The 20,977-nt window shown below is 46.4% G+C and carries 21 protein-coding genes; 15 read left to right on the forward strand and 6 right to left on the reverse strand.

Features of this window, described 5'->3' with window-relative positions:
* Position 1 precedes the first annotated feature (1 nt).
* Positions 2-1,108, forward strand: a complete 1,107-nt coding sequence (locus tag QZ176_RS03185; protein WP_295151202.1) for a cytochrome d ubiquinol oxidase subunit II — start codon at positions 2-4, stop codon at positions 1,106-1,108.
* Between the two features lie 343 nt (positions 1,109-1,451).
* On the opposite strand, the gene QZ176_RS03190 is transcribed toward QZ176_RS03185, so the two are convergent.
* Together QZ176_RS03190 and QZ176_RS03195 are read right to left on the reverse strand one after the other, a co-directional pair.
* Complete coding sequence (locus QZ176_RS03190; RefSeq protein ID WP_295151204.1) at positions 1,452-2,420, reverse strand: putative transporter; 969 nt, start codon at positions 2,418-2,420, stop codon at positions 1,452-1,454.
* Complete coding sequence (locus tag QZ176_RS03195; RefSeq protein WP_295151205.1) at positions 2,420-5,152, reverse strand: M16 family metallopeptidase; 2,733 nt, start codon at positions 5,150-5,152, stop codon at positions 2,420-2,422. Before QZ176_RS03195 ends, QZ176_RS03190 begins: the two co-directional genes overlap by 1 nt.
* 72 nt (positions 5,153-5,224) lie before the next feature.
* On the opposite strand from QZ176_RS03195, the gene QZ176_RS03200 reads away from it, so the two are divergent.
* Complete coding sequence (locus QZ176_RS03200; RefSeq protein WP_295151207.1) at positions 5,225-5,377, forward strand: hypothetical protein; 153 nt, start codon at positions 5,225-5,227, stop codon at positions 5,375-5,377.
* A 71-nt stretch (positions 5,378-5,448) separates the two neighbouring features.
* Here QZ176_RS03200 and QZ176_RS03205 read toward each other — a convergent pair whose 3' ends face one another.
* Positions 5,449-6,045 carry a peroxiredoxin gene (locus tag QZ176_RS03205; RefSeq protein ID WP_295151209.1) on the reverse strand — a complete coding sequence of 199 codons (597 nt, stop codon included), beginning with the start codon at positions 6,043-6,045 and terminating at the stop codon, positions 5,449-5,451.
* Positions 6,046-6,225: 180 nt separating this feature from the next.
* Here QZ176_RS03205 and QZ176_RS03210 point away from each other — a divergent pair, with 180 nt between their 5' ends.
* The 6 genes from QZ176_RS03210 to QZ176_RS03235 all read left to right on the forward strand — a co-directional run bounded on the left by QZ176_RS03210 (position 6,226) and on the right by QZ176_RS03235 (position 9,557).
* Complete coding sequence (locus QZ176_RS03210) at positions 6,226-6,510, forward strand: 4Fe-4S dicluster domain-containing protein (RefSeq protein WP_295151210.1); 285 nt, start codon at positions 6,226-6,228, stop codon at positions 6,508-6,510.
* A gap of 107 nt (positions 6,511-6,617) precedes the next feature.
* On the forward strand, positions 6,618-7,031 hold the full coding sequence (gene ndk / locus QZ176_RS03215; RefSeq protein WP_295151212.1) for a nucleoside-diphosphate kinase: 414 nt from the start codon (positions 6,618-6,620) through the stop codon (positions 7,029-7,031).
* Between the two features lie 9 nt (positions 7,032-7,040).
* A complete protein-coding gene (locus tag QZ176_RS03220) occupies positions 7,041-7,394 on the forward strand; it encodes a hypothetical protein (protein ID WP_291939964.1) in 354 nt (117 codons plus the stop codon).
* A gap of 18 nt (positions 7,395-7,412) precedes the next feature.
* Positions 7,413-7,559 (forward strand): 50S ribosomal protein L32, encoded by a 147-nt coding sequence (rpmF, locus tag QZ176_RS03225; RefSeq protein WP_005871250.1) that lies wholly within the window; start codon positions 7,413-7,415, stop codon positions 7,557-7,559.
* A 4-nt stretch (positions 7,560-7,563) separates the two neighbouring features.
* On the forward strand, positions 7,564-8,562 hold the full coding sequence (plsX, locus tag QZ176_RS03230) for a phosphate acyltransferase PlsX (RefSeq protein ID WP_177388473.1): 999 nt from the start codon (positions 7,564-7,566) through the stop codon (positions 8,560-8,562).
* Positions 8,559-9,557: a beta-ketoacyl-ACP synthase III gene (locus tag QZ176_RS03235; protein ID WP_295151214.1), complete on the forward strand. Its 999-nt coding sequence runs from the start codon at positions 8,559-8,561 to the stop codon at positions 9,555-9,557. The genes plsX and QZ176_RS03235 overlap by 4 nt, the downstream gene beginning before the upstream one ends.
* Before the next feature lie 964 nt (positions 9,558-10,521).
* Here QZ176_RS03235 and QZ176_RS03240 read toward each other — a convergent pair.
* On the reverse strand, positions 10,522-11,445 hold the full coding sequence (locus tag QZ176_RS03240; protein WP_295151216.1) for a methylenetetrahydrofolate reductase: 924 nt from the start codon (positions 11,443-11,445) through the stop codon (positions 10,522-10,524).
* 94 nt (positions 11,446-11,539) lie between these two features.
* Between QZ176_RS03240 and QZ176_RS03245 the strand changes: the two genes are divergently transcribed.
* The 7 genes from QZ176_RS03245 to QZ176_RS03275 all read left to right on the forward strand — a co-directional run bounded on the left by QZ176_RS03245 (position 11,540) and on the right by QZ176_RS03275 (position 18,676).
* Positions 11,540-13,831 (forward strand): DUF87 domain-containing protein, encoded by a 2,292-nt coding sequence (locus QZ176_RS03245; protein WP_295151217.1) that lies wholly within the window; start codon positions 11,540-11,542, stop codon positions 13,829-13,831.
* 12 nt (positions 13,832-13,843) lie between these two features.
* The gene (plsY, locus tag QZ176_RS03250) at positions 13,844-14,587 is read left to right on the forward strand and encodes a glycerol-3-phosphate 1-O-acyltransferase PlsY (protein ID WP_295151218.1); all 744 of its coding nucleotides are present in this window, start codon (positions 13,844-13,846) and stop codon (positions 14,585-14,587) included.
* Positions 14,584-14,901 carry a dihydroneopterin aldolase gene (locus tag QZ176_RS03255; protein WP_295151219.1) on the forward strand — a complete coding sequence of 106 codons (318 nt, stop codon included), beginning with the start codon at positions 14,584-14,586 and terminating at the stop codon, positions 14,899-14,901. Before plsY ends, QZ176_RS03255 begins: the two co-directional genes overlap by 4 nt.
* Before the next feature lie 76 nt (positions 14,902-14,977).
* A complete protein-coding gene (gene hsrA, locus QZ176_RS03260) occupies positions 14,978-15,649 on the forward strand; it encodes a homeostatic response regulator transcription factor HsrA (RefSeq protein ID WP_005871260.1) in 672 nt (223 codons plus the stop codon).
* A gap of 38 nt (positions 15,650-15,687) precedes the next feature.
* Entirely contained in the window at positions 15,688-16,935 is a 1,248-nt protein-coding gene (locus tag QZ176_RS03265; protein WP_295151220.1) for a HAMP domain-containing sensor histidine kinase, read from the forward strand.
* 49 nt (positions 16,936-16,984) lie between these two features.
* On the forward strand, positions 16,985-17,230 hold the full coding sequence (locus QZ176_RS03270) for a YfhL family 4Fe-4S dicluster ferredoxin (RefSeq protein WP_005871264.1): 246 nt from the start codon (positions 16,985-16,987) through the stop codon (positions 17,228-17,230).
* On the forward strand, positions 17,231-18,676 hold the full coding sequence (locus tag QZ176_RS03275; RefSeq protein WP_295151222.1) for a Ppx/GppA phosphatase family protein: 1,446 nt from the start codon (positions 17,231-17,233) through the stop codon (positions 18,674-18,676).
* 818 nt (positions 18,677-19,494) lie between these two features.
* Here QZ176_RS03275 and QZ176_RS03280 read toward each other — a convergent pair.
* Both QZ176_RS03280 and QZ176_RS03285 read right to left on the reverse strand, forming a co-directional pair.
* The gene (locus QZ176_RS03280) at positions 19,495-19,800 is read right to left on the reverse strand and encodes a metal-sulfur cluster assembly factor (RefSeq protein WP_005871269.1); all 306 of its coding nucleotides are present in this window, start codon (positions 19,798-19,800) and stop codon (positions 19,495-19,497) included.
* Positions 19,797-20,972 carry a peptidase M50 gene (locus QZ176_RS03285; RefSeq protein ID WP_295151224.1) on the reverse strand — a complete coding sequence of 392 codons (1,176 nt, stop codon included), beginning with the start codon at positions 20,970-20,972 and terminating at the stop codon, positions 19,797-19,799. The genes QZ176_RS03280 and QZ176_RS03285 overlap by 4 nt, the downstream gene beginning before the upstream one ends.
* Positions 20,973-20,977: the final 5 nt, after the last annotated feature.

The following is a 20,977-nucleotide window of genomic DNA, read 5'->3' on the forward strand; positions in this document are numbered from 1 at the left end:
GATGCACGAAATTTTTCAAATTTATTGGTGGTGCGTGGTTTCGCTTCTGGGCGGAATTTTGGTTTTTATGCTCTTCGTGCAGGGCGGTCAGACGCTGCTTTTTACGCTGGCGAAAAATGAGACCGAGAAGGATTTTATAATAAATTCCATCGGCAAGAAATGGGAGCTTACGTTTACTACGCTCGTTATGTTCGGCGGAGCGTGCTTTGCGGCGTTTCCGCTATTTTATGCGACCAGCTTCGGCGGGGCGTATTGGGCGTGGATGGCTCTGCTTTTTTGCTTTATAATCCAAGCCGTCGCCTACGAGTACAGAAAAAAGCCCGATAATTTCTTGGGCGCTAAGACCTATGAAGCCTTTCTTTTCATAAACGGCTCGCTGGGCACGATCCTGCTTGGCATCATCGTCTCGACGCTTTTTAGCGGCAGCGAGTTTGCGCTGGGCGAGAATAATTTCGTGCAGTGGAAAAACCCGGCTCGCGGACTCGAGGCGCTAGCAAATCCGTTTAATTACATCTTGGGAGTTGCGCTATTTTTCTGCGCCAGAACTGGAGCGAGCTTATATTTGATGAACAATATCGCCGAGCCTGAAATGATCGCCAAGCTCAAAGCCTCGCTTAAATTTAATGCTAGCGCGTTTTTGGTATTTTTCATCGCGTTTTTGGCGTGGGTCTTGCTAAAACAGGGCTACGCAGTCGGCGCGGGCGGCGTCGTAAGTCTCGAGAGCTTTAAGTATCTGCACAATTACCTAAGCCTGCCTGCGGCGCTAATCTTGCTGCTGCTGGGCGTCGTGCTGGTGCTGGTGGGGATATTTAAAGGCGCATTTACAAGCAGCGTGCGCGGAGTATTTTTCTACGGCGTGGGCGTCGTATGCGCGGTAACGAGTGTATTCTTGATCCTGGGTCTAAACAACACGGCGTTTTATCCGTCAAATTTTGACCTGCAAAGCTCGCTTTCGATAAGCAACGCAAGCTCGAGCCTCTATACGCTTAAGACGATGTTTTATGTATCGTTTCTAGTTCCTTTCGTGCTGGGCTATATCAGCTACGTTTGGTGGTTGATGGACGCTAAGAAGCTCGATAAAGAGGGGCTTTCAAACGAGCATTATTAGGCGCGTCAGCTCCAGCATGGCTTCCGCGCGCCGTTTGCGGCGAGAAGTTACTCTCGTGCGCGGCACTGCGCGCTTTTGCGTTTAGTTAAATTTCATATCGGCGGCGTTTTTTATGCGTCGCATTATAAAAATTTTAAGGATTAAAAATGATCAAATCTTTAGTTTTCATCGCGATTTGGATGATCTTGCTTGTAGGAAGCTATAAATTTATAAAGCTAAACATTACTCATCACGAAAAAAGAGAGCAGTAAAAGCGTAGAAATTTTAAAAGCTTGCGGTCCGGGATTTCGCTTTAAATTTAGAAAGCGAAATCTAGAGCCGCAAGATACGGGCGAAATTTTATCTAGCCCTTGTAATCGATATTTTTTTCAAACTCTTTAAGTCGCATATGGATTGAGCGCAGCTCCGTGATCGTCGTCCAGTTATTCATAAAAATACTAAAACTACCGCGCACCTGATTAAAAGCGTTGCTTACCTGAACCATAACTCCAAGCGTAATTACTTTGGTAAATAACCCAGGACCCATTATCAAATAAGGTACGATCATTAAAAACTGCGAAAATGAGTTGAACCACATATCAAAATAGCAGTAATGCAGATACAGTTTAAAATAGTTATATTTGATCTTATCAAATAACGAAAGAATTTTTTCCTCGCTTGCGTAATTTATCTTATCCTCCTCCGCAAAAACAAGTTCTTTTCTAAAGGCCGCCTCGACCTTTTGATTGTTGTATTCCAGTCTCGGTAGATACCAGCCAACCAGCCAAGAAATTATTAGTCCACCAATGCTGATTGCAAGTGCAATCCAAACAAGTGAGCCCGGAATTTTTTTTAGAAATTCAAAAGGAACATTGCTACTAAGCCCCCATAGCACAGGTATGAATGCAAACAGTGTCATAGCTGCCGAAAGCACTCTCGTACCCATTTCCTCGATAGTTCTTGAGAAGCGAAAGATATCTTCTTGGATACGTTGCGAGCTTCCTTCGATATCTTTGCCTACCTTTTTCCAGTATGAAAAATAAGAAAAGGTCATTGCTTCCCGCCATTTAAATGTCCAAATACGAGCTGCATATCGTTCTGAAATCGCAGAGACTACGTAGGGCATCGCTATCCATAAAAAAACTTTCATCTGTGTATAGAAATCATTTAGTGTATGACGATCTATGTTTTGGCACATATCATAAAACGCGCGGTACCATTCGTTTATTCTCACATTTAAGGTAGTTTGATACCAATTAATCGCAATTAGAAAAAATATTCCCGAATATGCCCAAAATGCCCATTTTTTGTTTTTAAAAAATGAAGCAAACATCAACGCTCCTTTGGATTTAAAATCGCCGTAAATAGCCTACCGCTTAGCACCCGCGTCGCTTCCTGCACGTCCGCGCTTTTTACCGCATTTATGCTTGCTGCGTAGCTTTTTTCGTCATAGAGCGGATAGCCGTAAAGCTCGTGCGCAGTGATATTAGCAAGCCAAAAATCGTTCGTCTGCGCAGCCCTTTTGGTCGATAGAATTTGAGCTTTTTTAAAATTTGCCAGCTCGCTATCTTTTGCGCCCGAGCTTTCGATCTGCTTTAAAATTTCACTCACGCTTGCTGCAACGGCACGGGCATCTTTCGGCTCGGTAGAAAACGATACATTCAGGCTCGCTGCGATTTGTGGCTCACGCACATAGGCGCTATGCACCATCGCCGAGTAAATTTGTCCGCGCGCCTCGCGGATCTGCTCGACGATACGATTGCTTAGCACGCTTTTTAACGCTTGAAATTTATAAGTGTCTGCAAAGTCGAAATTTTGCAGCTCATAGTTTGAAAAAATCATCCGAACTTCGCTTTTATCACTATCGCCATAATCTTGCACAATCTCTCCGCTAGAAGTATTTAGCATCAGAGTTTTAGTCGTAGCGCTGCTTGTTCCGGACTTTAGATTGCCGATATATTTGGCTAGGATTTGTTTTGCGCGCGCAGGCTCAAAATCGCCGCTAAGCACAAAGATAAAATTTCCGGCACCTGAAAAAATTTCATTCGCATCGCTCTGCAAATCGGCAAGATTTGCGCTCTTTACGTCATCTACACTAAGCGGCTGCTTGCGAGCCATATCTCCCGAATATAGCGATTTTAAAATTTGCTCGCCGAATTTAAATTCCGCCGTCTCGTCTCGTAGCGCAATCGCCGAAAGCGCGTCGGTTTTGTATTTCGTAAGCGAGCTTGCATGAATTAGCGGCTCGCTAAATCTTGCGTAAAGCTCGCGTGTCATCGCCTCCAGATCCGCTCCTGCGCCTCTAAAACCGCAGTCTGCGTCATCCATCCTAAATCTTAGCTTATAATCAAATTTTGAGGTCAAGCGTCCCGCCTCGTATTCGTTTAGCTCGCCTATGGTGCCTGAGTTTAGCAGGGCAGTTAGAATTTCGCCACGAGCCTTGCCAAAGTGCGCGTAGCCGCCTTTTTTAACGGCTGCAAGGGCGATTTTATTTTTCTCGCTTTTAAGGGATTTTAAAATTACGCGAGCGCCGTTTTTAAACTCCAAAATTTCAGTGCCGCTAGCGCCTTTTTGCGCTTTAAATTCCGTCTCTTTTAGATCTGCTCCCGCAAGCTGCTTGGAAGCAAGCTTCGAAGCAGCAAAATTAAACGGCACCGCTTTTTCGTAGAGCAGCTCCGCATCTTTTTGGCTAATGCCCAAATCCTTTGCTGAGATAATCTCTGTAAATCTCGCTCCATCCGTTATCTGAGAGAAAAATTTATTAACATCTGCTAGCGTTATTTCTTCTAACGCCTTGAGGCTTAGATCGTGCTCGTCTTGCTTACTAAGCTTTACATTGCCGTTTTGTACGAAATCAAGTAGTGCCCCTATTTGTGCACTTTGCGTATCGTTTTTAAGCAGATCGGCTTGCACTTGATGTTTAAATTCCGCCTTAACGCTATCAAAATCGTCATTGTTAAATCCGTGTTCGCGCACCCTTTTGATCGCGCTAAAAAGACTACTTAGCGTGGCGTTGGCGTCGAAATTAAAAATATTTGCGCTTATGCTGTATAGTCTGCGGTTTTTAAATAGATCGTCCGAGCCGAAATAGGCTTTAAGCGGAATTTTGGCATTCACATTCATCGCGTCGTATCCAAGCTCCATCAGCCTCGATACGTAGGCTTGCAGCCACTCATTTTTAAGCGCACCGTAGCTTCTTAACGGCTCATATTTGCCTGCGTAAAGCACGCTAGCGACATTAGCGCCGAGCTCGGGCTCTACGGTGCTTGCTAGCCCGCCTTCAAATGGGTGCAGGCTAAGATCGCGCGGGATTTTTTCGCCGTGCGCGGAAAGAGAGCTAAAATTTTGCTTGATTAGGTTTTTAATCTGCTCAACGTTTACGTCGCCTACGACTATGATGCTAATGGCGCTAGGAAGGTAGTTACGCGCATAAAATTTTTTTAGTTGCTCTCCAGTGGCGCCTTTGATGATTTCATTTTGTCCGATCGGAAAGCGTCTGGAAAATATGGAATTAGGGTATAAATATGTGGCGCGCTTTTCATAAAATCGCCTCTCAAAGCCTTTTTTTGCTTCTTCTAATATGACGCTTTTTTCCTTTTGCGTTTCGTTCTCGTCAAATTTTACGCCGCCTGCATAATCGCGCAGCACCAAAAATATGTCCTTTAGCGTCTCATCGCTCACTTGGGCTTGGATGTTGTAGGTGGTGTTTTCAAAGCCAGTCTGTGCATTGAGATCGGCGCCGAATTTTACTCCAAGGCGCTGCAAGGTATGGACTAGCTCGTTTTTATCGAAGTGCTCGCTGCCGTTGAATGCCATATGCTCGACAAAATGCGCTAAGCCCTGCTCGTCGTCATTTTCATCGACACTGCCCGCAGCTACGTTGAGGTAAAAAAGCGCGCTATTTTTTGGCACGTCGTTTTTGAGGATATAAAATTTCACGCCGTTTGCCAGCTCGCCGCGCACTACACTAGGATCGAGCTTAAGCGGCGCGTCCGGGTTGGTATCTGCGGAGTAAAGGCTCAAAGAGCAAAGCAGGGCGGAGATAAAAAATATAAGCTTTTTCATAATTGTCCTTGGATTTAAAAACTTACGATTGTAACAAAAGCTAGTTTAAAGTATGATTTTGCGAGCTTTGTTATGGGTGAAATTTTACCAAGGATTTGGGATTTTACTTGCAGATTTTCAAGAAACGGAATTTTTGGAATTTTTGGAATTTTTGGAATTTTTGGAATTCCGCCGCCGCGACTTAAAATTTTGGCAGCGGAATTTAGAAAGCTTTGCGAGCTTTAATAGCCTGCGCAAGGCTAAATTTAAACCTTACGCGGTTAGAATTTGTACGCCCGCGCGAAAAATTTTACAACTTATAGTTTGCTCGCATTTTTGTCTAGATACTCTGCGACGCCTTTAGGGTCTGCCTTCATCCCTGCGTCGCCTTTGTGCCAGCCTGCAGGGCAGACCTCGCCGTGCTCGTTCGTAAATAGCATCGTATCGACCATGCGAAGCATCTCGTCGATATTGCGGCCTAGTGGTAGGTCGTTGATGACGGCGTGGCGGACGGTGCCGTCTTTGTCAAGTAGGAAGCTGCCGCGAAGCGCTACGGCGTTACCGAACAGCACGTCGAAGCTGCGTGCGATATCTTTTGTGATATCCGAAACTAGCGGGAACTGCACTTTGCCGATGCCGCCTGCATTTACTGGAGTATTTTTCCACGCAAGATGGGTGAACTCGCTATCGCAGCTAACGCCGATAACTTCAATGCCCTTGGATTTGAAATCTTGATATCTGTGATCGAATGCAATGATCTCGCTTGGGCAGACGAAGGTAAAATCTTTTGGATAAAAGAATACGACCGCGCCTTTTTCGCCGATATTTTTATAGAGGTTGAAATCCTCAACTATTTCGTTGTTGCCTAAAACCGCAGTTGCCGTAAAATCAACGGCTTTGTTGGTTACTACCATTTGTTTCTCCTTGTTAATAAAATTTATGATGGCGATTATACATTTTAAAACTTTAAGATTGCTGAATTTTGATGAAAATTTTTATATAATAAAATTTATTTGTTTGATAATATTAAATTTTATCATTTTTTAAATTTAGTATGTTATCATCGCGCTTCATTTTTTGATAAAGGAGAAAAAATGGCTGTAAAAATCACCGATATTTGCATTAGCTGCGGCTCATGCATCGACGAGTGCCCGGTAAATGCGATCGTGGACGATAGCGATAATCCAAGCGGCGAGGATAGCTACTACGTATATGCCGATAAATGCGTCGAGTGTGTAGGCTACAACGACGAGCCGGCTTGCGCTAGCGCCTGTCCGACCGACGGCTGTATCGTCTGGAGCGACATCGTAGCGGGTCAACCTAGCAGGGATAGTATAGGTGCGGATCTACGCAGCGGATATACCCCGGTATTTGCTTAGCAGATAAAATTCCGCGATCAAATGCGCGGAATTTTAATTCATTCAATCCTTAAATAAATTTTAACCTATTTTTCGATACAATCCGCCTTTCACTTTAAGGAGATTATATGCAGCAAACGCTTTCTATTATTAAGCCTGATGCCGTTAAAAAAGGCGTTATCGGCAAAATTATCGATCGTTTCGAAAGCCACGGACTAAGAATCGCAGCGGCTAAAAAATTATGCCTAAGCACCGAAGATGCGGGTAAATTTTATGAAATTCACAAGGATCGCCCTTTTTATAAGGATCTGATTGAGTTTATGACTAGTGGCCCGGTGGTCGTAATGGTGCTTGAAGGCGACGATGCCGTAGCTAAAAATCGTGCGCTAATGGGCGCTACCGATCCGAAAAAAGCCGATAAAGGCACGATCAGAGCGGACTTTGCGGACAGTATCGACGCTAACGCCGTTCACGGCAGCGATAGCCTAGAAAACGCAAAAACCGAGATCGCATTTTTCTTTGCAAAAAGAGAAATTTGCTAAGAGTGCCGCGTGAAGATCGCTTTTGCTAAAATTTCCGCATCGCCCGTGCCGTTTGAAATTTCGAGGGACGGACTTAAGCTTAGCGGAAATTTAAAACGAAAGGACTCTAAGTTTGTAGAGTGCAAGGGCGAAATTAAAGGCAAAATTCCATACATTTGCGACCGCTGCGGCAAAGAATTTGATCTTGACGTAAACGAGAGCGTAAATTTGCTTTTAAGCGAAGGCGTTTTTAACGACGAAAGGCACGAAAGCTTGGATGTTATGGAGTTTTTCGGCACCGAAGTTGATCTGGATGAAATTTTAAGAAGCGAAACGGAAGCTTTTAAAAGCGACTATTTTTATTGCGAAGAATGCAAGAACTAAATTTATAAAGGAGAAAAAATGGCAGTTCCAAAGCGAAGAGTTAGTAAAACTCGTGCGGCGAAAAGACGCACTCACTACAAAGTGACCCTTCCGATCCCCGTCAAAGATAAAGACGGAAGCTGGAAAATTCCGCATAGAATAAACAAAACTACGGGCGAATATTAATCCGATGATTTCCGTTGCTATAGACGCGATGGGCGGTGATTTCGGCTGCGAGCCGATAATAAACGGAGTCGTAGATGCGCTGCGAGAGCGTAAATTTAATGCGTTTTTGGTAGGCGACGAAGCGCAAATCAAGCCTTTTATTCCACAAGATCAAGGCTTTGAGAAATATATCACTTACGTAGCTGCAAGCGAAGTTTTCGAGATGAAAGAGGGCGCAACCGACGCTCTCAAACGCAAAGAGAGTAGCATCTTTAAAGCGGTCGATCTAGTAAAAGACGGCACTTGCAAAGCCGTGGTATCGGCAGGACATAGCGGCGCTACGATGAGCCTTGCTACGCTTCGCATAGGAAGGCTCAAAGGTATCTTGCGCCCGGCGATTGCTACGCTGATGCCAAATTCCATAGGTGGTCGCACGCTTGTGCTAGATGTGGGCGCTTATGTGGATTGTAAGCCTGAGAATTTGTTTCAATTCGCGATTATGGGCGAAGCATACGCCAAGGAGATTATGGGCCTAAACGCACCACGCATCGGCTTATTATCCAACGGCGAGGAGGATAGTAAAGGCAACGAAGTAACAAAAGAAACCTTTCATATGCTTAAGAAGATGCAAAATTTTATCGGAAATGTCGAAGGCAATCAAATTTTTGATGGCTCGGTAGACGTGGTCGTGTGCGACGGATTTATCGGCAACATTATGCTAAAATCCAGCGAAGGCGTCGCGAGCGCTATCGGCAAACTTATTAAAAACGAAACTAAAAAATCTCCGATCGCCATCGCAGGATCTATCTTGATGAAGCGCGTTTTTAAAATTATCAAGAAAAGCACAGATTACGATGAATACGGCGGTGCGCCGCTTTTAGGCGTCAAAGAATGCGTCATCATAAGCCACGGCAAAAGCACTCCGAAAGCCGTTAAAAATGCGATCTTTCAGGCGCTTAAATTTGCAGATTCCAAAATCAACTCTGCGATAGAAAGCGAAATTTCTTCAAACGAGCAAAAATGAAAAAAGCCTCGATGATCTCGATCGCAGCATACACACCGAGCCAAATTTTAACTAATTTCGATCTTGAAAAAATGGTTGAAACGACTGATGAATGGATTGTCAAGCGAACAGGCATTCATGAGCGCCGCATCGCAAAAGGCGAAACCACTAGCGATCTAGGCGCGAAAGCGGCGTTAAAGGCGATCGAGCGTAGCGGTTTGCAAAAAAACGAGATCGATGCGATAATCTGCGCCACGATCTCACCCGATTATTTCTGTATGCCCTCGACCGCGTGCGTCATCGCGGATAAACTGGGTTTGAACTTCGGCATCACGGCGTTTGATATAAATGCTGCTTGTACGGGTTTCATCTATCTTTTGGAGCTCGCAAAATCCCTCATCGAAAGCGGTGCTAAAAAACACGTGTTGATAATCGGCACGGAAAAGCTAAGCTCGATAGTCGATTGGAGCGACCGCGCTACGTGCATACTCTTCGGCGACGGCGCAGGCGCTGCGGTTATCGCGGCGCATGACGATAACGAAATCATCGACATTCATACCGCTAGCGACGGCAGCAAGGGCGATCTTCTCATCACCGCAGCCCCGGGTAGCGTCAATCCACTCAGCCAAAAAATCATCGACGAAAAGCTGGGCTTCATGCAGATGGCCGGGCGCGAGGTCTTTAAAATCGCGGTACCGACGCTTAGTAACGACGTCGTGGAGATTTTGGCGAAAAATAAAATTTTGCCCGAGCAGGTTGATCTTTTCATCCCGCATCAGGCAAATTTACGCATCATCGAGGCGGTTAAGGCGAGACTAGAATTTAGCGACGAGCAGTGCGTGCTTACGATCGGTAAATACGGTAACACGAGCTCGGCGTCGATCCCGATGGCGATAAATGACGCTTACGAGAGCGGCAGGCTCAAAAACGGCTCGCTTATGCTTTTAGATGCGTTCGGCGGCGGCTTTACGTGGGGTAGCGCGCTTTTGAAATTCGGCGGTAAGAGCATAAACTAGCATTTTTTAAATTTCATTGATCTTTAAATTTCGCCATATTTAAGAGTTAAATTCCAAGCTTATTTACAAAATTAATTTCAAATTTATATTTATTCCGAGTTAGGTTTCAAAATTGTAAAATGAAGCATTTGCGATTGAAAGCATATTATAATCTTGAGCAGTTTGCATATCGGCTTCTGCGTGAGATAGTAAAACGACGTTAGTCTTAGGTCTGCTGCTTTTTGGCGGCGGGCTTTTAGAATATAAAAGAAATCAAATATGCGATAGCCTAAATGGGTGTTAATCTCAGCCGATTCTGCATTAACGGCTTTTAATTAGCTGCAAAGCTGGGCAAGTATTTTTACGGCGGCGTATGGTGGATCTTTTGAGCGACCTACACATAGGCTGTAGAATAAAATTCAAATACCAAAACGCTCACAACAGTAAGCATCAAATTGCCTTAGATTTGAAATTTAGCATAAACGCTAGTAAATTTAATCAAATACCACAAACGGGGCGATAAAGGATGCCATGCCATGAGTGCAGAGGCGTCGTATCTAATATTGGTTTCGTTTGCCCTCTACAGCTATCCCTCGTTATACAATATACTCTAAAAAAGAGATAGGAAATTAGTTATCTCTATATAGATAGCGGCAAGCCGGAAGGTGCGGTCGCGTCAGCTGCAGACTGAAGCGGTCAATGCGTTTAGTTTTTAGTGTGAAAACTACAGCGATTTATAGGTTTGATGATATGCCTAGCTCAATGCCATTGTAAGCATTGGGAAATTTTGCACGAAATATCATCTCACAGTTACGGACGACAGGTATTAAAGCATATTATCAAGGCAATTTTTTATAAATTTTAAGTTCAAATTCCATTCGGATAAAATTTAGATTTATTTTTCAGAAAGCGATCTAAAATTATTTAAAATTCTTCCGCTAGCTTGGACTATCTAGCGTCTTGCTCGTGTGTCCGGTTTAAAATTTTAAATAACGTAAAATCCCAAATTCTCGTGCTTAAGGATAATTTTTCTGATCTCTTTTAGTAAGCTGAGCGAGGCTTCGATTTCGACGCGGCGAGTGCTGACACTCTCGACGTTTGCGCCCACGCTCACCCCTTTTGCGAGGGCGTATTTATAGATGAAATCAAACATCTCTGCGCACAGTGCTGTTGAACTTTGCAAGATATCGACGCTGCTTTGCAGTCGCTGCTGCAGAAAATCTGGCACCGAGATGCCAAGCCATTTCATAAACTCAAGCGTCTTTAGGCTACCGCACGGCGTAAAAGTAAAGATTATCGGCACCTTTTTGCACTCCAAAGCGGCGTAATCGTCGATGAAATCTTTGGCATTTTGCACATTATAAACCGCCTGAGTGATAAAAAATTCGCACCCGTCCGCAGTCTTCTCCGCGATTTTTAGGTGCTCGTCGTGGCTCTTTTCATGGCGCTCGGGTATGCAGATGCCGCCTAGGCAAAGATGCGGCGCCACGAGTTGCTTGAGCTCATAGGCGCGGCTTAGATGCAGTTTGCATTCTTCGTTTTTAGAGCTCACCCCCACGAAAACGCTCAGTCCGCTTGCAGCATGCCTTAGAATCTCGCAAAATTCCGCTTCATCGTATTTGCCTACCGCGCGGTAGATGATCGCTTCTTTATCGGTGTGTAGATACTGCGTGTAATAGCGCGCAGGATCGATCGTATGCACAAAAGGGAAGGTCCGCTCATCTTTCGTGCGCGCACTTTCGTCTTGTAGATCGTAGATGACGATGCCGTCGCATTCACATTCGCTTAGGCGCTGCGACCACGCCGTACCTAGGCGCTCGAGCTCGCCTTGAGAGGACGTGATTTTAGGCGGAACGATGCCATAGAGCAAAATTCCGCTTTTTCCGTTTCTAATTTTTTCTTTTAACACTTACCGTTCCTTGATTTTTCGCACATTTTAGCAAATTTAAATTTAAAAATTTAAATGATATAATGCCGCGCAAATTGCAAATTTAAGGAACGTAATGAAAACGCTTCAAGAAAATTTAAAGCTTTTTTATCTGGGGCTCGAAAACAGCGAGCCGTTTTTGTATAAAAACAAGGATCTGACGACTCACGCGCTTATCATCGGAATGACCGGCAGCGGCAAAACGGGTCTTGGCATCACGCTGCTAGAGGAAGCCGCGATCGATAATATCCCATCCATCATCATCGATCCAAAGGGCGATCTAACAAATTTAGCTCTTACTTTTCCGCAGATGAGGGCTGAGGATTTTGAGCCCTATATCGACGAGGCCGAGGCGCAAAACAAAGGCCTTAGCGTGCGCGAGTATGCCGAGCAGACCGCAAATACCTGGCGCGAGGGGATCGAGGGCTCGTATCAAGACCTGGCGCGAGTACAGCTTTTAAAAAACAGCGCCGATTTTAGAATTTATACGCCCAAATCAAGCGCGGGTCTTGGCGTTAGCCTACTAAGCGACTTTGAAGCGCCGAAGGGCTTAAACGAAGAGGATCTGAATAATTACATCGGCGGCATCGCCACTAGCGTGCTAAGCCTGGCAGGAATCGGCAGCGATAATCTCAGCTCGCCGGAATTTTTACTAATCAGCCAAATTCTGTCTTATCATTTCGGTAGGGGCGAGGGGGTGAGCGTGGTGGATCTCATCACACAGATCAGCAATCCACCTTTCGATAAGATCGGCGTTTTCGATGTTAATACCTTCTTTCCGAGCGATAAGCGAATGGCGCTTGCAATGAAGATTAACGCGCTCATCGCAAGCCCGAGTTTTAAACTTTGGTGCGAGGGCGAGCGGCTAAATATCGCCAAGATGCTATTTGACGAGAACGGCAGGGCGAGGGCGAATATATTTTCCATCGCGCATCTAAACGACGATGAGAGGATGTTTTTCGTCACGCTGCTTTTAGGCGAGATGATCAAATGGATGCGCATCACTAGCGGCACCAGCTCGCTGCGCGCAGTGCTTTATATGGATGAAATTTACGGCTTCTTCCCGCCAAACGGTAATCCGCCGAGCAAAACCCCGATGCTTACGCTGCTAAAGCAGGCTCGCGCATTCGGTCTTGGCTGCGTATTATCGACGCAAAACCCGGTCGATCTCGATTACAAGGGGCTTAGCAACATCGGTACGTGGTTCATCGGGCGCTTGCAAACCGCGCAGGATAAAGAGCGCGTCATCAGCGGTCTAAGCGGTATCGGCTCAAATCCGATCGACAAAAGCGTGCTTATGGAGAAAATTTCAAACCTTAAAAAGCGAAATTTTTTGGTAAAAAACATCAACGAGGACGTGCTGCGGGTAATCGAGACGCGCTTTGCGCTAAGCTATTTAAAGGGCCCTTTAAGCAACGAGCAAATTTCAAATTTAATGAAAGACAAAAAGGCTGAAATTTCGTCCGTGTCGGGCGCCGCGCAAGGCGTCAAATCCGTCGGCGCCGCCAAACCGGTAGTTTCTGCTGAAATTTCGCAGCTTTACAGCTACGGCGCGAGCCTTGAGCTAAGCCCGTATCTGTACGCAAGCGCAAAGATGCGATTTTGCGACAAGGGAGTCGATTTTACGCAGCAGCACTCCTTTTTGCTATCGCTTTCGGACGCAAGCGAAATAGATTGGAATGAAGCAAGCACGCGAGAAGTTGCAAATTTAAGCGGACAGGAGCAGGCAGGCTCGCTCTACGGCGCGCTTCCTAGCTTTATCGCGGGAGCAAAAAATTTAAACGCTCAGCTTAAAAGCTTTAAGGAGTGGCTCTACCGCAACGAAAAGTTAGAACTTTTTAGCGCGCTTGATCTGCTCTCAAAACCGGGCGAGAGCAAGGAGGAATTTTTCGTGCGCCTAGGCGATAAGGCGAACGAAATTTTAGAAGCCAAAACCGACGAGATCGCGGCTAAATTTGAAAAGGAAAAGGCGCGCCTTGAGGATAAAATTTCGCGCGCTAGCGAAAAATATGAGAAGGAAAAGGGCGACGTGCTAAGTCGCGGGGTGGATGCGGCGCTAAACATAGGCGGAGCGATCTTAGGCGCGTTTTTAGGCCGCTCGCGCAGCGCTAGCAATATCTCTAAAGCGATCAGCGGCGCAAAGAGCGCGCATAAAATTTTAAACGAACGAAGCGAAGCCAAAAATGCCGAAAATAGCCTAAGCGCGCTACAAGAGGAGCTGGAGGTGCTTACGCAGAAATTTGAGGCTGAAGTGGACGCGCTAAAACAGAGCCTGGATCTAAAAAATATTAAACTCGAAACGAAAGAAATTTCGCCGAAGAAAACCGACATCTACGACGAGAAAATTTCGCTGCTTTGGAAGAGCTAAAGGGAGAATTTTATGGATAAACTTAGTGAAATTTTAAATATCATATACGCCGCGCTTTGCGATCCGAACTCTAAATATTTTCTAGGAGATGAGCATGGAATTCTAGGAAGCGGAATTCTTGGAATTTTATATAGGACATTTAAGGCGCCAGATTTTTGGTGCTACTTTGCTGCGTATCTGATCGCTGCGATCCCCTTTGGGCTTTTGATCGGCAGATACCTAGGCGGCGTGGATATCAAAAGCGAAGGCAGCGGCTCCATAGGCGCTACCAACGTCCTTCGCGTCTTAAAAACTCGCGATCCGCAAAAAGCAAAAAAGCTCGCGATCCTCACGGTTGCCTGCGATGCGCTAAAGGGCGTCCTGCCGATACTGATCGCGCGGGCTTTGGGCTTTGATGAAAACGTGTTATGGAGCATGGCGGTCTTTGCGGTGCTTGGGCATTGCTTTAGCCCGTATCTGAAATTTAACGGCGGTAAGGGCATTGCGACGGGAGCCGGCGTGCTTGCTTGCTTTATTCCTATCGAGCTTATCATCGCGCTTGCGGTTTGGTTTGTAGTCGGCAAGACTGTTAAAATTTCATCCGTAGCCTCGCTTGCAGCGGCGCTTGCGCTAGTTATCGCTAGCTACGTGATCCATCCGCAGATGCCAGCGATCAACACTCATGCGCCGATCTTTCTGATAGTTTTCATCGTATTTTACAAACATGCGCCGAATATCGCCAGGCTACTTAAGGGCGAGGAAAAGCGCGTAGTATGATTAAAATTTTAATCGAAAAGCTGGAATTTGGTGTGATAATCGGGACGCTGGATTTTGAGCGCAAGCGCGAGCAGCGCGTGTGGGTGTGGGCGAAGCTCGGGGCGGAGGAGTTTATCGATTACGCGCGGGTTTGCGAATATATCAAAGCGGAGTTCCGCGAGAAAAAATTTCGCCTCGTGGAGGATGCGCTAAGATACTTCGCGCAGGAGTTTCACTCAAAATTTCGCTCGATGGATTATTTTTATATGAAAATTTTAAAACCTGAAATTTTGCAAGATGCGAGCGTCGGCGCGGAAATAGAGATAAAATTTTAAAATTTCTTTAAAAAATCTTGAAATTTTGCTTAAAATATGTTAAAATCGCCGCAAAATTTTAAGGCAAGGAAATTAAATGAGAATTTTAATAGTCGAGGACGAGGTGACTTTAAACAAGACGATAGCGGAGGGCTTGATGGAGTTTGGCTATCAGACGGATACTTCCGAGAGTTTTAAGGACGCAGAGTATTATATCGGCATTAGAAATTATGATTTGGTGCTAACCGATTGGATGCTAGCTGACGGCAACGGCATCGATCTCATCGCATTAGTTAAGCAAAAATCCGCGCGCACCTCTGTCGTCGTGCTATCTGCAAAAGACGATAAAGAAAGCGAGATCAAAGCACTTCGCGCGGGCGCGGACGATTTTATCAAAAAACCTTTCGACTTTGACGTTTTAGTAGCGCGCCTTGAGGCTAGACTTCGCTTCGGCGGCTCAAATATCATCAAAATCGACGATCTTATCATTGATCCTGATGAGGAAAAAATTACTTACTTGGGTCAAGAGATCGAGCTTAAGGGTAAGCCGTTTGAAGTGCTAACTCACCTGGCGCGCCACAGCGATCAGATCGTAAGCAAAGAGCAGCTATTAGATGCCATCTGGGAGGAGCCTGAGCTCGTTACGCCAAACGTCATCGAAGTCGCGATCAATCAAATTCGACAGAAAATGGATAAGCCTCTAAATATCTCTACGATCGAGACCGTTCGCAGACGCGGATATAGATTTTGCTTTCCACAAAAAGCCTAAGAGTCCGCTTTGTAATACAATTAGCATCCGCTTCGTTGATGCTAATTGTCATTTTTTCGGTAATGCTCTATAATTATATGAGAATTACCATCTTCGAAACTCCCGTTCAAAATTTAATCCAAAGAGCACAAAAAATCGTAGAAGCCTCCGTGCCGCCTGAGAAAATTTCATCTTTTTTGCAAAACACGCCGGGCGAATACGAGAGCAAAATCATCGAAAACGAAAGTATCAATAAACCTAAATTTATCGAAAGCTCCGAGGGCGGTAGGAGCTATTTGCAGCTGCACTATCCCTACGACAAGGATAAAATCTTAAGCATTCGAGCCGACGTGAGCGTCTATGCAAACATCGTAAATCAAATACTCATCGACATCATTTTGGTAAATTTGACGATGATATTTTTGGTGGTGTTTTACGCGATGTTTCTCTCTCGCATGCTGCTAATGCCGATTAAGCTGATCAGCCAAAGGCTCGCTTCGGTGGATGAAAAATTTCTAAAGCCGATCGACGGGGCCGAAATCCCGAGCGAATTTAATATGCTTTCAAACAGCATCAACCGACTACTTGAGCGTATCGAGACCTTCATTTTGTATCAAAAAGAGCTTTTTATCGGTATTGCGCACGAGCTTAAGACCCCGCTTGCGGTTATGAAAACCAAAAACGAAGTCACGCTAATTAAGCCGCGCGAGAGCGAGAAATATATCGAGGCGCTTAAAAATAACAACGATTCGATCGATAATATGAATAAGATGATCAGTTCGATCCTAGAGATCGGGCGACAGGAGGGGGCACAGTTCGAAGCGCCCGAGCAGACCGATATGATTGCATATCTACGGGAGCTATGCGTGGGCTTTAAAATTTTAGCGCGTACGGCAGGCAAGGACTTGACGATGGATCTTAAGCCTGAACAGCTTGAAATTTCGGTGCAGAAAAGCCTCTTTATGCACGTGATTCAAAATTTTATCCAAAACGCCATAAAATTTTCTCCCGATGGTGAAAAGGTGTTGATCGAGAGCGAAATTTCGGACGGAAATTTCATCGTGCGGGTCGCAAACAAAGGCGAGCCGCTTAACGAAGAGATCGATTATTTTGCTCCTTTTAAGCGCTACGGCGGCAAACCGGGAGCCGGGCTTGGGCTATTTTTAGCCAAAAATGCTGCTCAAGCGATGGGCGCGCAAGTAGATCTTAAAAACGACAAAGGGCGCTCGCTAATTGTCGCGATTTTCAAACTTCCGCTAAAAAATTTAAGAAATAGCCCGAAATTCCGCTATTTTAAAACAAAATGAAGCTTTTTATGGTATAAACGCCATAAATTTTTTCGTAAGGTAAAATCATATGTCATTGTTGATTACAAAAGAATGCATCAGTTGCGACGCGTGCCGCGAGGAATGCCCTAATGAAGCTATTTTTGAGGATGAGCCGATATACATCATAGATGCCGATCGATGCTGCGAGTGCGTAGATGATTACTCTGAGCCCGCCTGCATAGTGGTCTGCCCAGTCGAGTGTATCATCACCGATCCAGATAATATCGAGACGGCGGACGAGCTGAAATACAAACACGTCCATATGGAAATTTAAATGCCCAAGCGCGTCGCAGTCATAGATCTGGGCTCAAATTCCGCCAGAGCCGTGATTTTCGAGCGCACGAGCAGGCTCGGATTTTTTATCTTAGCAGAGCACAAGATCAAGATCCGCCTAGGCGAGGGCGCTTATGAAAACGGCGGGATTTTAACCAAAGACGCGATGCAAAAAAGCCTACTTGCGTTTAAAAAATTTAAGACCCTAATCGGCAATTACAAGGTTAAACGCGTGCTTTGTGTCGGCACCTCCGCGCTGCGCGACGCACCTAACGGTACGGGGTTTATAAAGCTCGTCCGAAAGCAAACCGGTATCGCCATTCGCAAAATCGACGGGCAGACGGAAGCCTATCTGGGCGCTTATGCGGCACAGAATTTGCTTAGCGACTTTTCTCAAGGCGTTACGCTGGATATCGGCGGCGGCTCAACCGAGCTAGCCCTCATAAAAAACGGCAAGATAGAAAAGACGCTCTCGCTAAATTTAGGCACCGTGCGGCTAAAGGAGCTGTTTTTCGACCGCGGCGACGCGAAGGGGCTAGAGAAATACGTCTCTAGCGCGGTTGCGCACATCGGGGAGGAATTTTGCACGCAAAATTTAATCGTAATGGGCGGCTCCGCGCGAGCGCTATCGGGCGCCGTGATGAGCCTGCAAAACCACCCGCTAAAGATCGTGCATAATTTCAGCTACGATTACGAAAAATACGCGCCGTTTTTTGCTAAGCTGATGAGCGCAAAGACGCTTGATCTGGCGAAATTCCCGATCAAAAAGGACCGCTACGACACGATCAGAGAGGGCGCCATCGTTTTTGATAAGATAGTAAAGAGGCTGGGCGCGAAAAAGGTGATCACCTGCGGCGCAGGGGTGCGAGAGGGGGCGTTTTTAAACTCGATCCTGCGCGGCGCGCGGCTGCCTAAAAGCTTTAATCCGAGCCTAAGAAGCCTTTTGGACCGCTTCGCCCCTGAGCCGTCTAGCGCTCCTAAGTTCGCAAAGGCGCTGTTTTGCGCGCTATCGCCGCTGCACGGCTTGAGCGAAAAATATATTAAAATTCTGCAGGTCGCGGCATCGCTTTGCGAGATCGGGAGAGCGATCGGCTTTTACGCCAAGCACGAAACCAGCGCGGATATGGTGCTCGGCGGGCTGAACTACCGCACGACGCACAAAGAAAAGGCGCTCATAGCCGCGATCATCTCGATGCACGGAAGGCGCGAGCTGGGTGCTACGTTCGCGCCTTTGAGCGCGATTTTGCCCGATGCCGCCAAGCTCGCGTGGCTTAGCTACATTTTGGAGCTTGCGCGCCTTCTAAGCGAAAATGCGCTAAAAAATTTAGAATTTAGCTTCGAAAATTCCACTCTTAAAATCTCCGGCGCGGATAATTTGATAATGCTCAAAGGAAGCCTTAAAAAACTCGCAAAGCCCGCGGTTTTTGCGGTAAATTTTACGAGCTGAGACCCGCGTCGCGCGTTCATTCGCCGCTCGCGACCGAATTACCTTCGCCGCTCTCACTGTTACCTGCTTGCCGCCTATGATTGTGAATTGCATGCGCGCAATCGCTTTGTTTGCTCGCTTAGCGTTTGCCGGCGGGCCGCAAACGATCATGAGCGATCGCTTGCGCTTGATTTGCGATAAGCGCGCCGGTTTAGAATTTTTGCAGCATTAAGCGGGCGCTAGGTTTTTAAAATTTTACCGCCCTCGGCCCTCTTGCTCGCGCAGCCTTTTTAAAATTTTCACATTTGTGCACTCATTTTAAAATTTTAACATCCGCGTTACCGATTAAAATTTTATATTCCGTGCCTGCGCTTTTAAATTTTCCGAGCTTGCGGCGTCGTTTTGAAATTTCTGCTCGGTATCGCTCTTGAAATTTCTCGCATCGATGCTTGAGTAGATAGCCGAGGCGCGGATTGCGCGTATATTTTACGGAAGCGGATGGTTTGGATTTGTCGCGATCGACGCGGCGTAAATCTAACGCGCAGACTTTGCACAAATTTTACGAGGGCAAGGCGGACGCCTTTTGCGTAGAATTTTAAAATTTACGAAAATTTTATTTATATCGCGCGTCACGCTCGGCATATCGCTCAACGTTGCCGACGGCGACCGCACTGCGGGTTTGGTTGGACGGCGCGGCAAAATTTTAAAGCGGCGGCGAATAGTCGAGCGAGATCAAGAGTGCTCGGCGATTTGCAGAAAGTACCCCTGACTATCCGTGCAGCGTCTAGACCGATCTGCAGAAGCGCTCCGACATCCGCGGAAGTGGCCCTGTGCGAGCCCTAAAATCGCCCCAGAGCCTCTTTGACGTGATCCTCCGCCATATCGATATTCCACATCGGCTCAAAAACCAGATCAATCTCCACCTCGCCGACGCCCTCCACGCTCTCGGCACCCGCGCGCACCCATTCCACCATCATCTCATGCAGCGGGCACGACTGAGTCGATAGCGTCATCGTGACTTTGGCGTTGTTCGCCTCATCTACCGCTACGTCGTAGATGAGCCCTAGCGACACGACGTCAAAGCCCACCTCAGGGTCCACTACGGCGCGAAGTGCGTCGTAAATTTGCTCCTTCGTTACTTTCATTTTTCCTCTCCAAATTTTATGTAGTTAAAGATATTTACGATGTTGACTAGCACCAAAATTATACTTGCCGCTTGCAAGATCGCTGCAGGCGTTAGCGCTCCAAGGCCCGCGCACGCAAGCGCTAAGACGTTCGGCACGCAGGCTGCGTAGGCGATCTTTTTGATTATCATATCGTCTAGCATAGGGATTTTGCGCTTGCCGACGAAGGGCGAGACGTAGTGGTACCAGATGAGAAAGGGTGCGATTTTATAAAGGTGCGCGACGATGAAGGCGAACAAAAAGCCGTATAGCAGCCAAAACGCCGCCGCATCCGCGCGACCTGCGAGCCAAAATGCGCCGCTAAATCCCAAGGCCGCCAGCGAGATGTAGACGTTTAAATTCCAATAATCGATCGCTTTTCGCACGCGCCTGGCTAGGATATAGATCGCCTGAGCCGCAAAGCTCGCAAGCGCGGCAAAGGCGATGAAAATTCCAAAATCTTTTAACAAAAACGGCCCCGCGAGCAGATACAGCGCCAGCGAAGCTTTTGCTAGCGCGAAGCTTAGATCGTGCGCCAGGCTAAACATCGGCAGCAATACGCACGCGGCGCCTACAATGACGAAAAACACGAAGCCCAGCACGAAGTATATGTGATAGGATAAAATTTCTGAAAAATACACTCCGAAAATCTCCACGCCGCTAAGCGCTAGCACGAGCGCGAAGCCAAGGCTGATCCCTACCGCCAAAAACGCAGCCGAGATCGCAAGCGCTACGGCAGGGAAGCTCCATTTGGGCGTGCCGATGAAGCTTAGCGCGTAGCAGATCGTAAAATAAAATAGGCTAAGCAGCAAAACGGCGCCGCCTGCGTGCATCAAAGGGATGCTTGAAAGTAGCAATCCCGCGCTTAGCAGAGCCACGCTCGCGCCGTAGGCGAGGAGATTTAAAAACGCAAATTTGACGGTGAAAAATTCCTTTTGGATGATGACTGAAGTAAGCTGATAGAGCGCTCCAATGATTATGCTGATTACAAATCCCAGCAAAAATACGTGAAAAAAGCTCGCCGTCTGCGGCGCTTGGATCGCGCCGAAATCGGCCTTTAAAAAGCTCGCCGCACTTAGCAGCAAAAAGATAAAGCCGCAGATGAAATAGCCGCCTACGATGCGAAACGGCGGCGAAAAGGTCGTGATATTCATCTAAA

Source organism: uncultured Campylobacter sp., assembly GCF_905373215.1.
In the GTDB taxonomy this organism is placed as follows: Bacteria; Campylobacterota; Campylobacteria; order Campylobacterales; family Campylobacteraceae; genus Campylobacter_B.

Bases quoted from the DNA above. Each gene is read 5' to 3' on its own strand.
- QZ176_RS03210 (WP_295151210.1), top strand. From the start codon at position 6,226: ATGGCTGTAAAAATCACCGATATTTGCATTAGCTGCGGCTCATGCATC.
- QZ176_RS03280 (WP_005871269.1), bottom strand. From the start codon at position 19,800: ATGAAAGTAACGAAGGAGCAAATTTACGACGCACTTCGCGCCGTAGTG.
- QZ176_RS03200 (WP_295151207.1), top strand. From the start codon at position 5,225: ATGGGTGAAATTTTACCAAGGATTTGGGATTTTACTTGCAGATTTTCA.
- plsY (WP_295151218.1), top strand. From the start codon at position 13,844: ATGGATAAACTTAGTGAAATTTTAAATATCATATACGCCGCGCTTTGC.
- QZ176_RS03235 (WP_295151214.1), top strand. From the start codon at position 8,559: ATGAAAAAAGCCTCGATGATCTCGATCGCAGCATACACACCGAGCCAA.
- QZ176_RS03205 (WP_295151209.1), bottom strand. From the start codon at position 6,045: ATGGTAGTAACCAACAAAGCCGTTGATTTTACGGCAACTGCGGTTTTA.
- QZ176_RS03185 (WP_295151202.1), top strand. From the start codon at position 2: ATGCACGAAATTTTTCAAATTTATTGGTGGTGCGTGGTTTCGCTTCTG.
- plsX (WP_177388473.1), top strand. From the start codon at position 7,564: ATGATTTCCGTTGCTATAGACGCGATGGGCGGTGATTTCGGCTGCGAG.
- ndk (WP_295151212.1), top strand. From the start codon at position 6,618: ATGCAGCAAACGCTTTCTATTATTAAGCCTGATGCCGTTAAAAAAGGC.
- QZ176_RS03265 (WP_295151220.1), top strand. From the start codon at position 15,688: ATGCTAATTGTCATTTTTTCGGTAATGCTCTATAATTATATGAGAATT.
- QZ176_RS03275 (WP_295151222.1), top strand. From the start codon at position 17,231: ATGCCCAAGCGCGTCGCAGTCATAGATCTGGGCTCAAATTCCGCCAGA.
- QZ176_RS03245 (WP_295151217.1), top strand. From the start codon at position 11,540: ATGAAAACGCTTCAAGAAAATTTAAAGCTTTTTTATCTGGGGCTCGAA.
- hsrA (WP_005871260.1), top strand. From the start codon at position 14,978: ATGAGAATTTTAATAGTCGAGGACGAGGTGACTTTAAACAAGACGATA.
- QZ176_RS03270 (WP_005871264.1), top strand. From the start codon at position 16,985: ATGTCATTGTTGATTACAAAAGAATGCATCAGTTGCGACGCGTGCCGC.
- QZ176_RS03285 (WP_295151224.1), bottom strand. From the start codon at position 20,972: ATGAATATCACGACCTTTTCGCCGCCGTTTCGCATCGTAGGCGGCTAT.
- QZ176_RS03195 (WP_295151205.1), bottom strand. From the start codon at position 5,152: ATGAAAAAGCTTATATTTTTTATCTCCGCCCTGCTTTGCTCTTTGAGC.
- QZ176_RS03190 (WP_295151204.1), bottom strand. From the start codon at position 2,420: ATGTTTGCTTCATTTTTTAAAAACAAAAAATGGGCATTTTGGGCATAT.
- rpmF (WP_005871250.1), top strand. From the start codon at position 7,413: ATGGCAGTTCCAAAGCGAAGAGTTAGTAAAACTCGTGCGGCGAAAAGA.
- QZ176_RS03255 (WP_295151219.1), top strand. From the start codon at position 14,584: ATGATTAAAATTTTAATCGAAAAGCTGGAATTTGGTGTGATAATCGGG.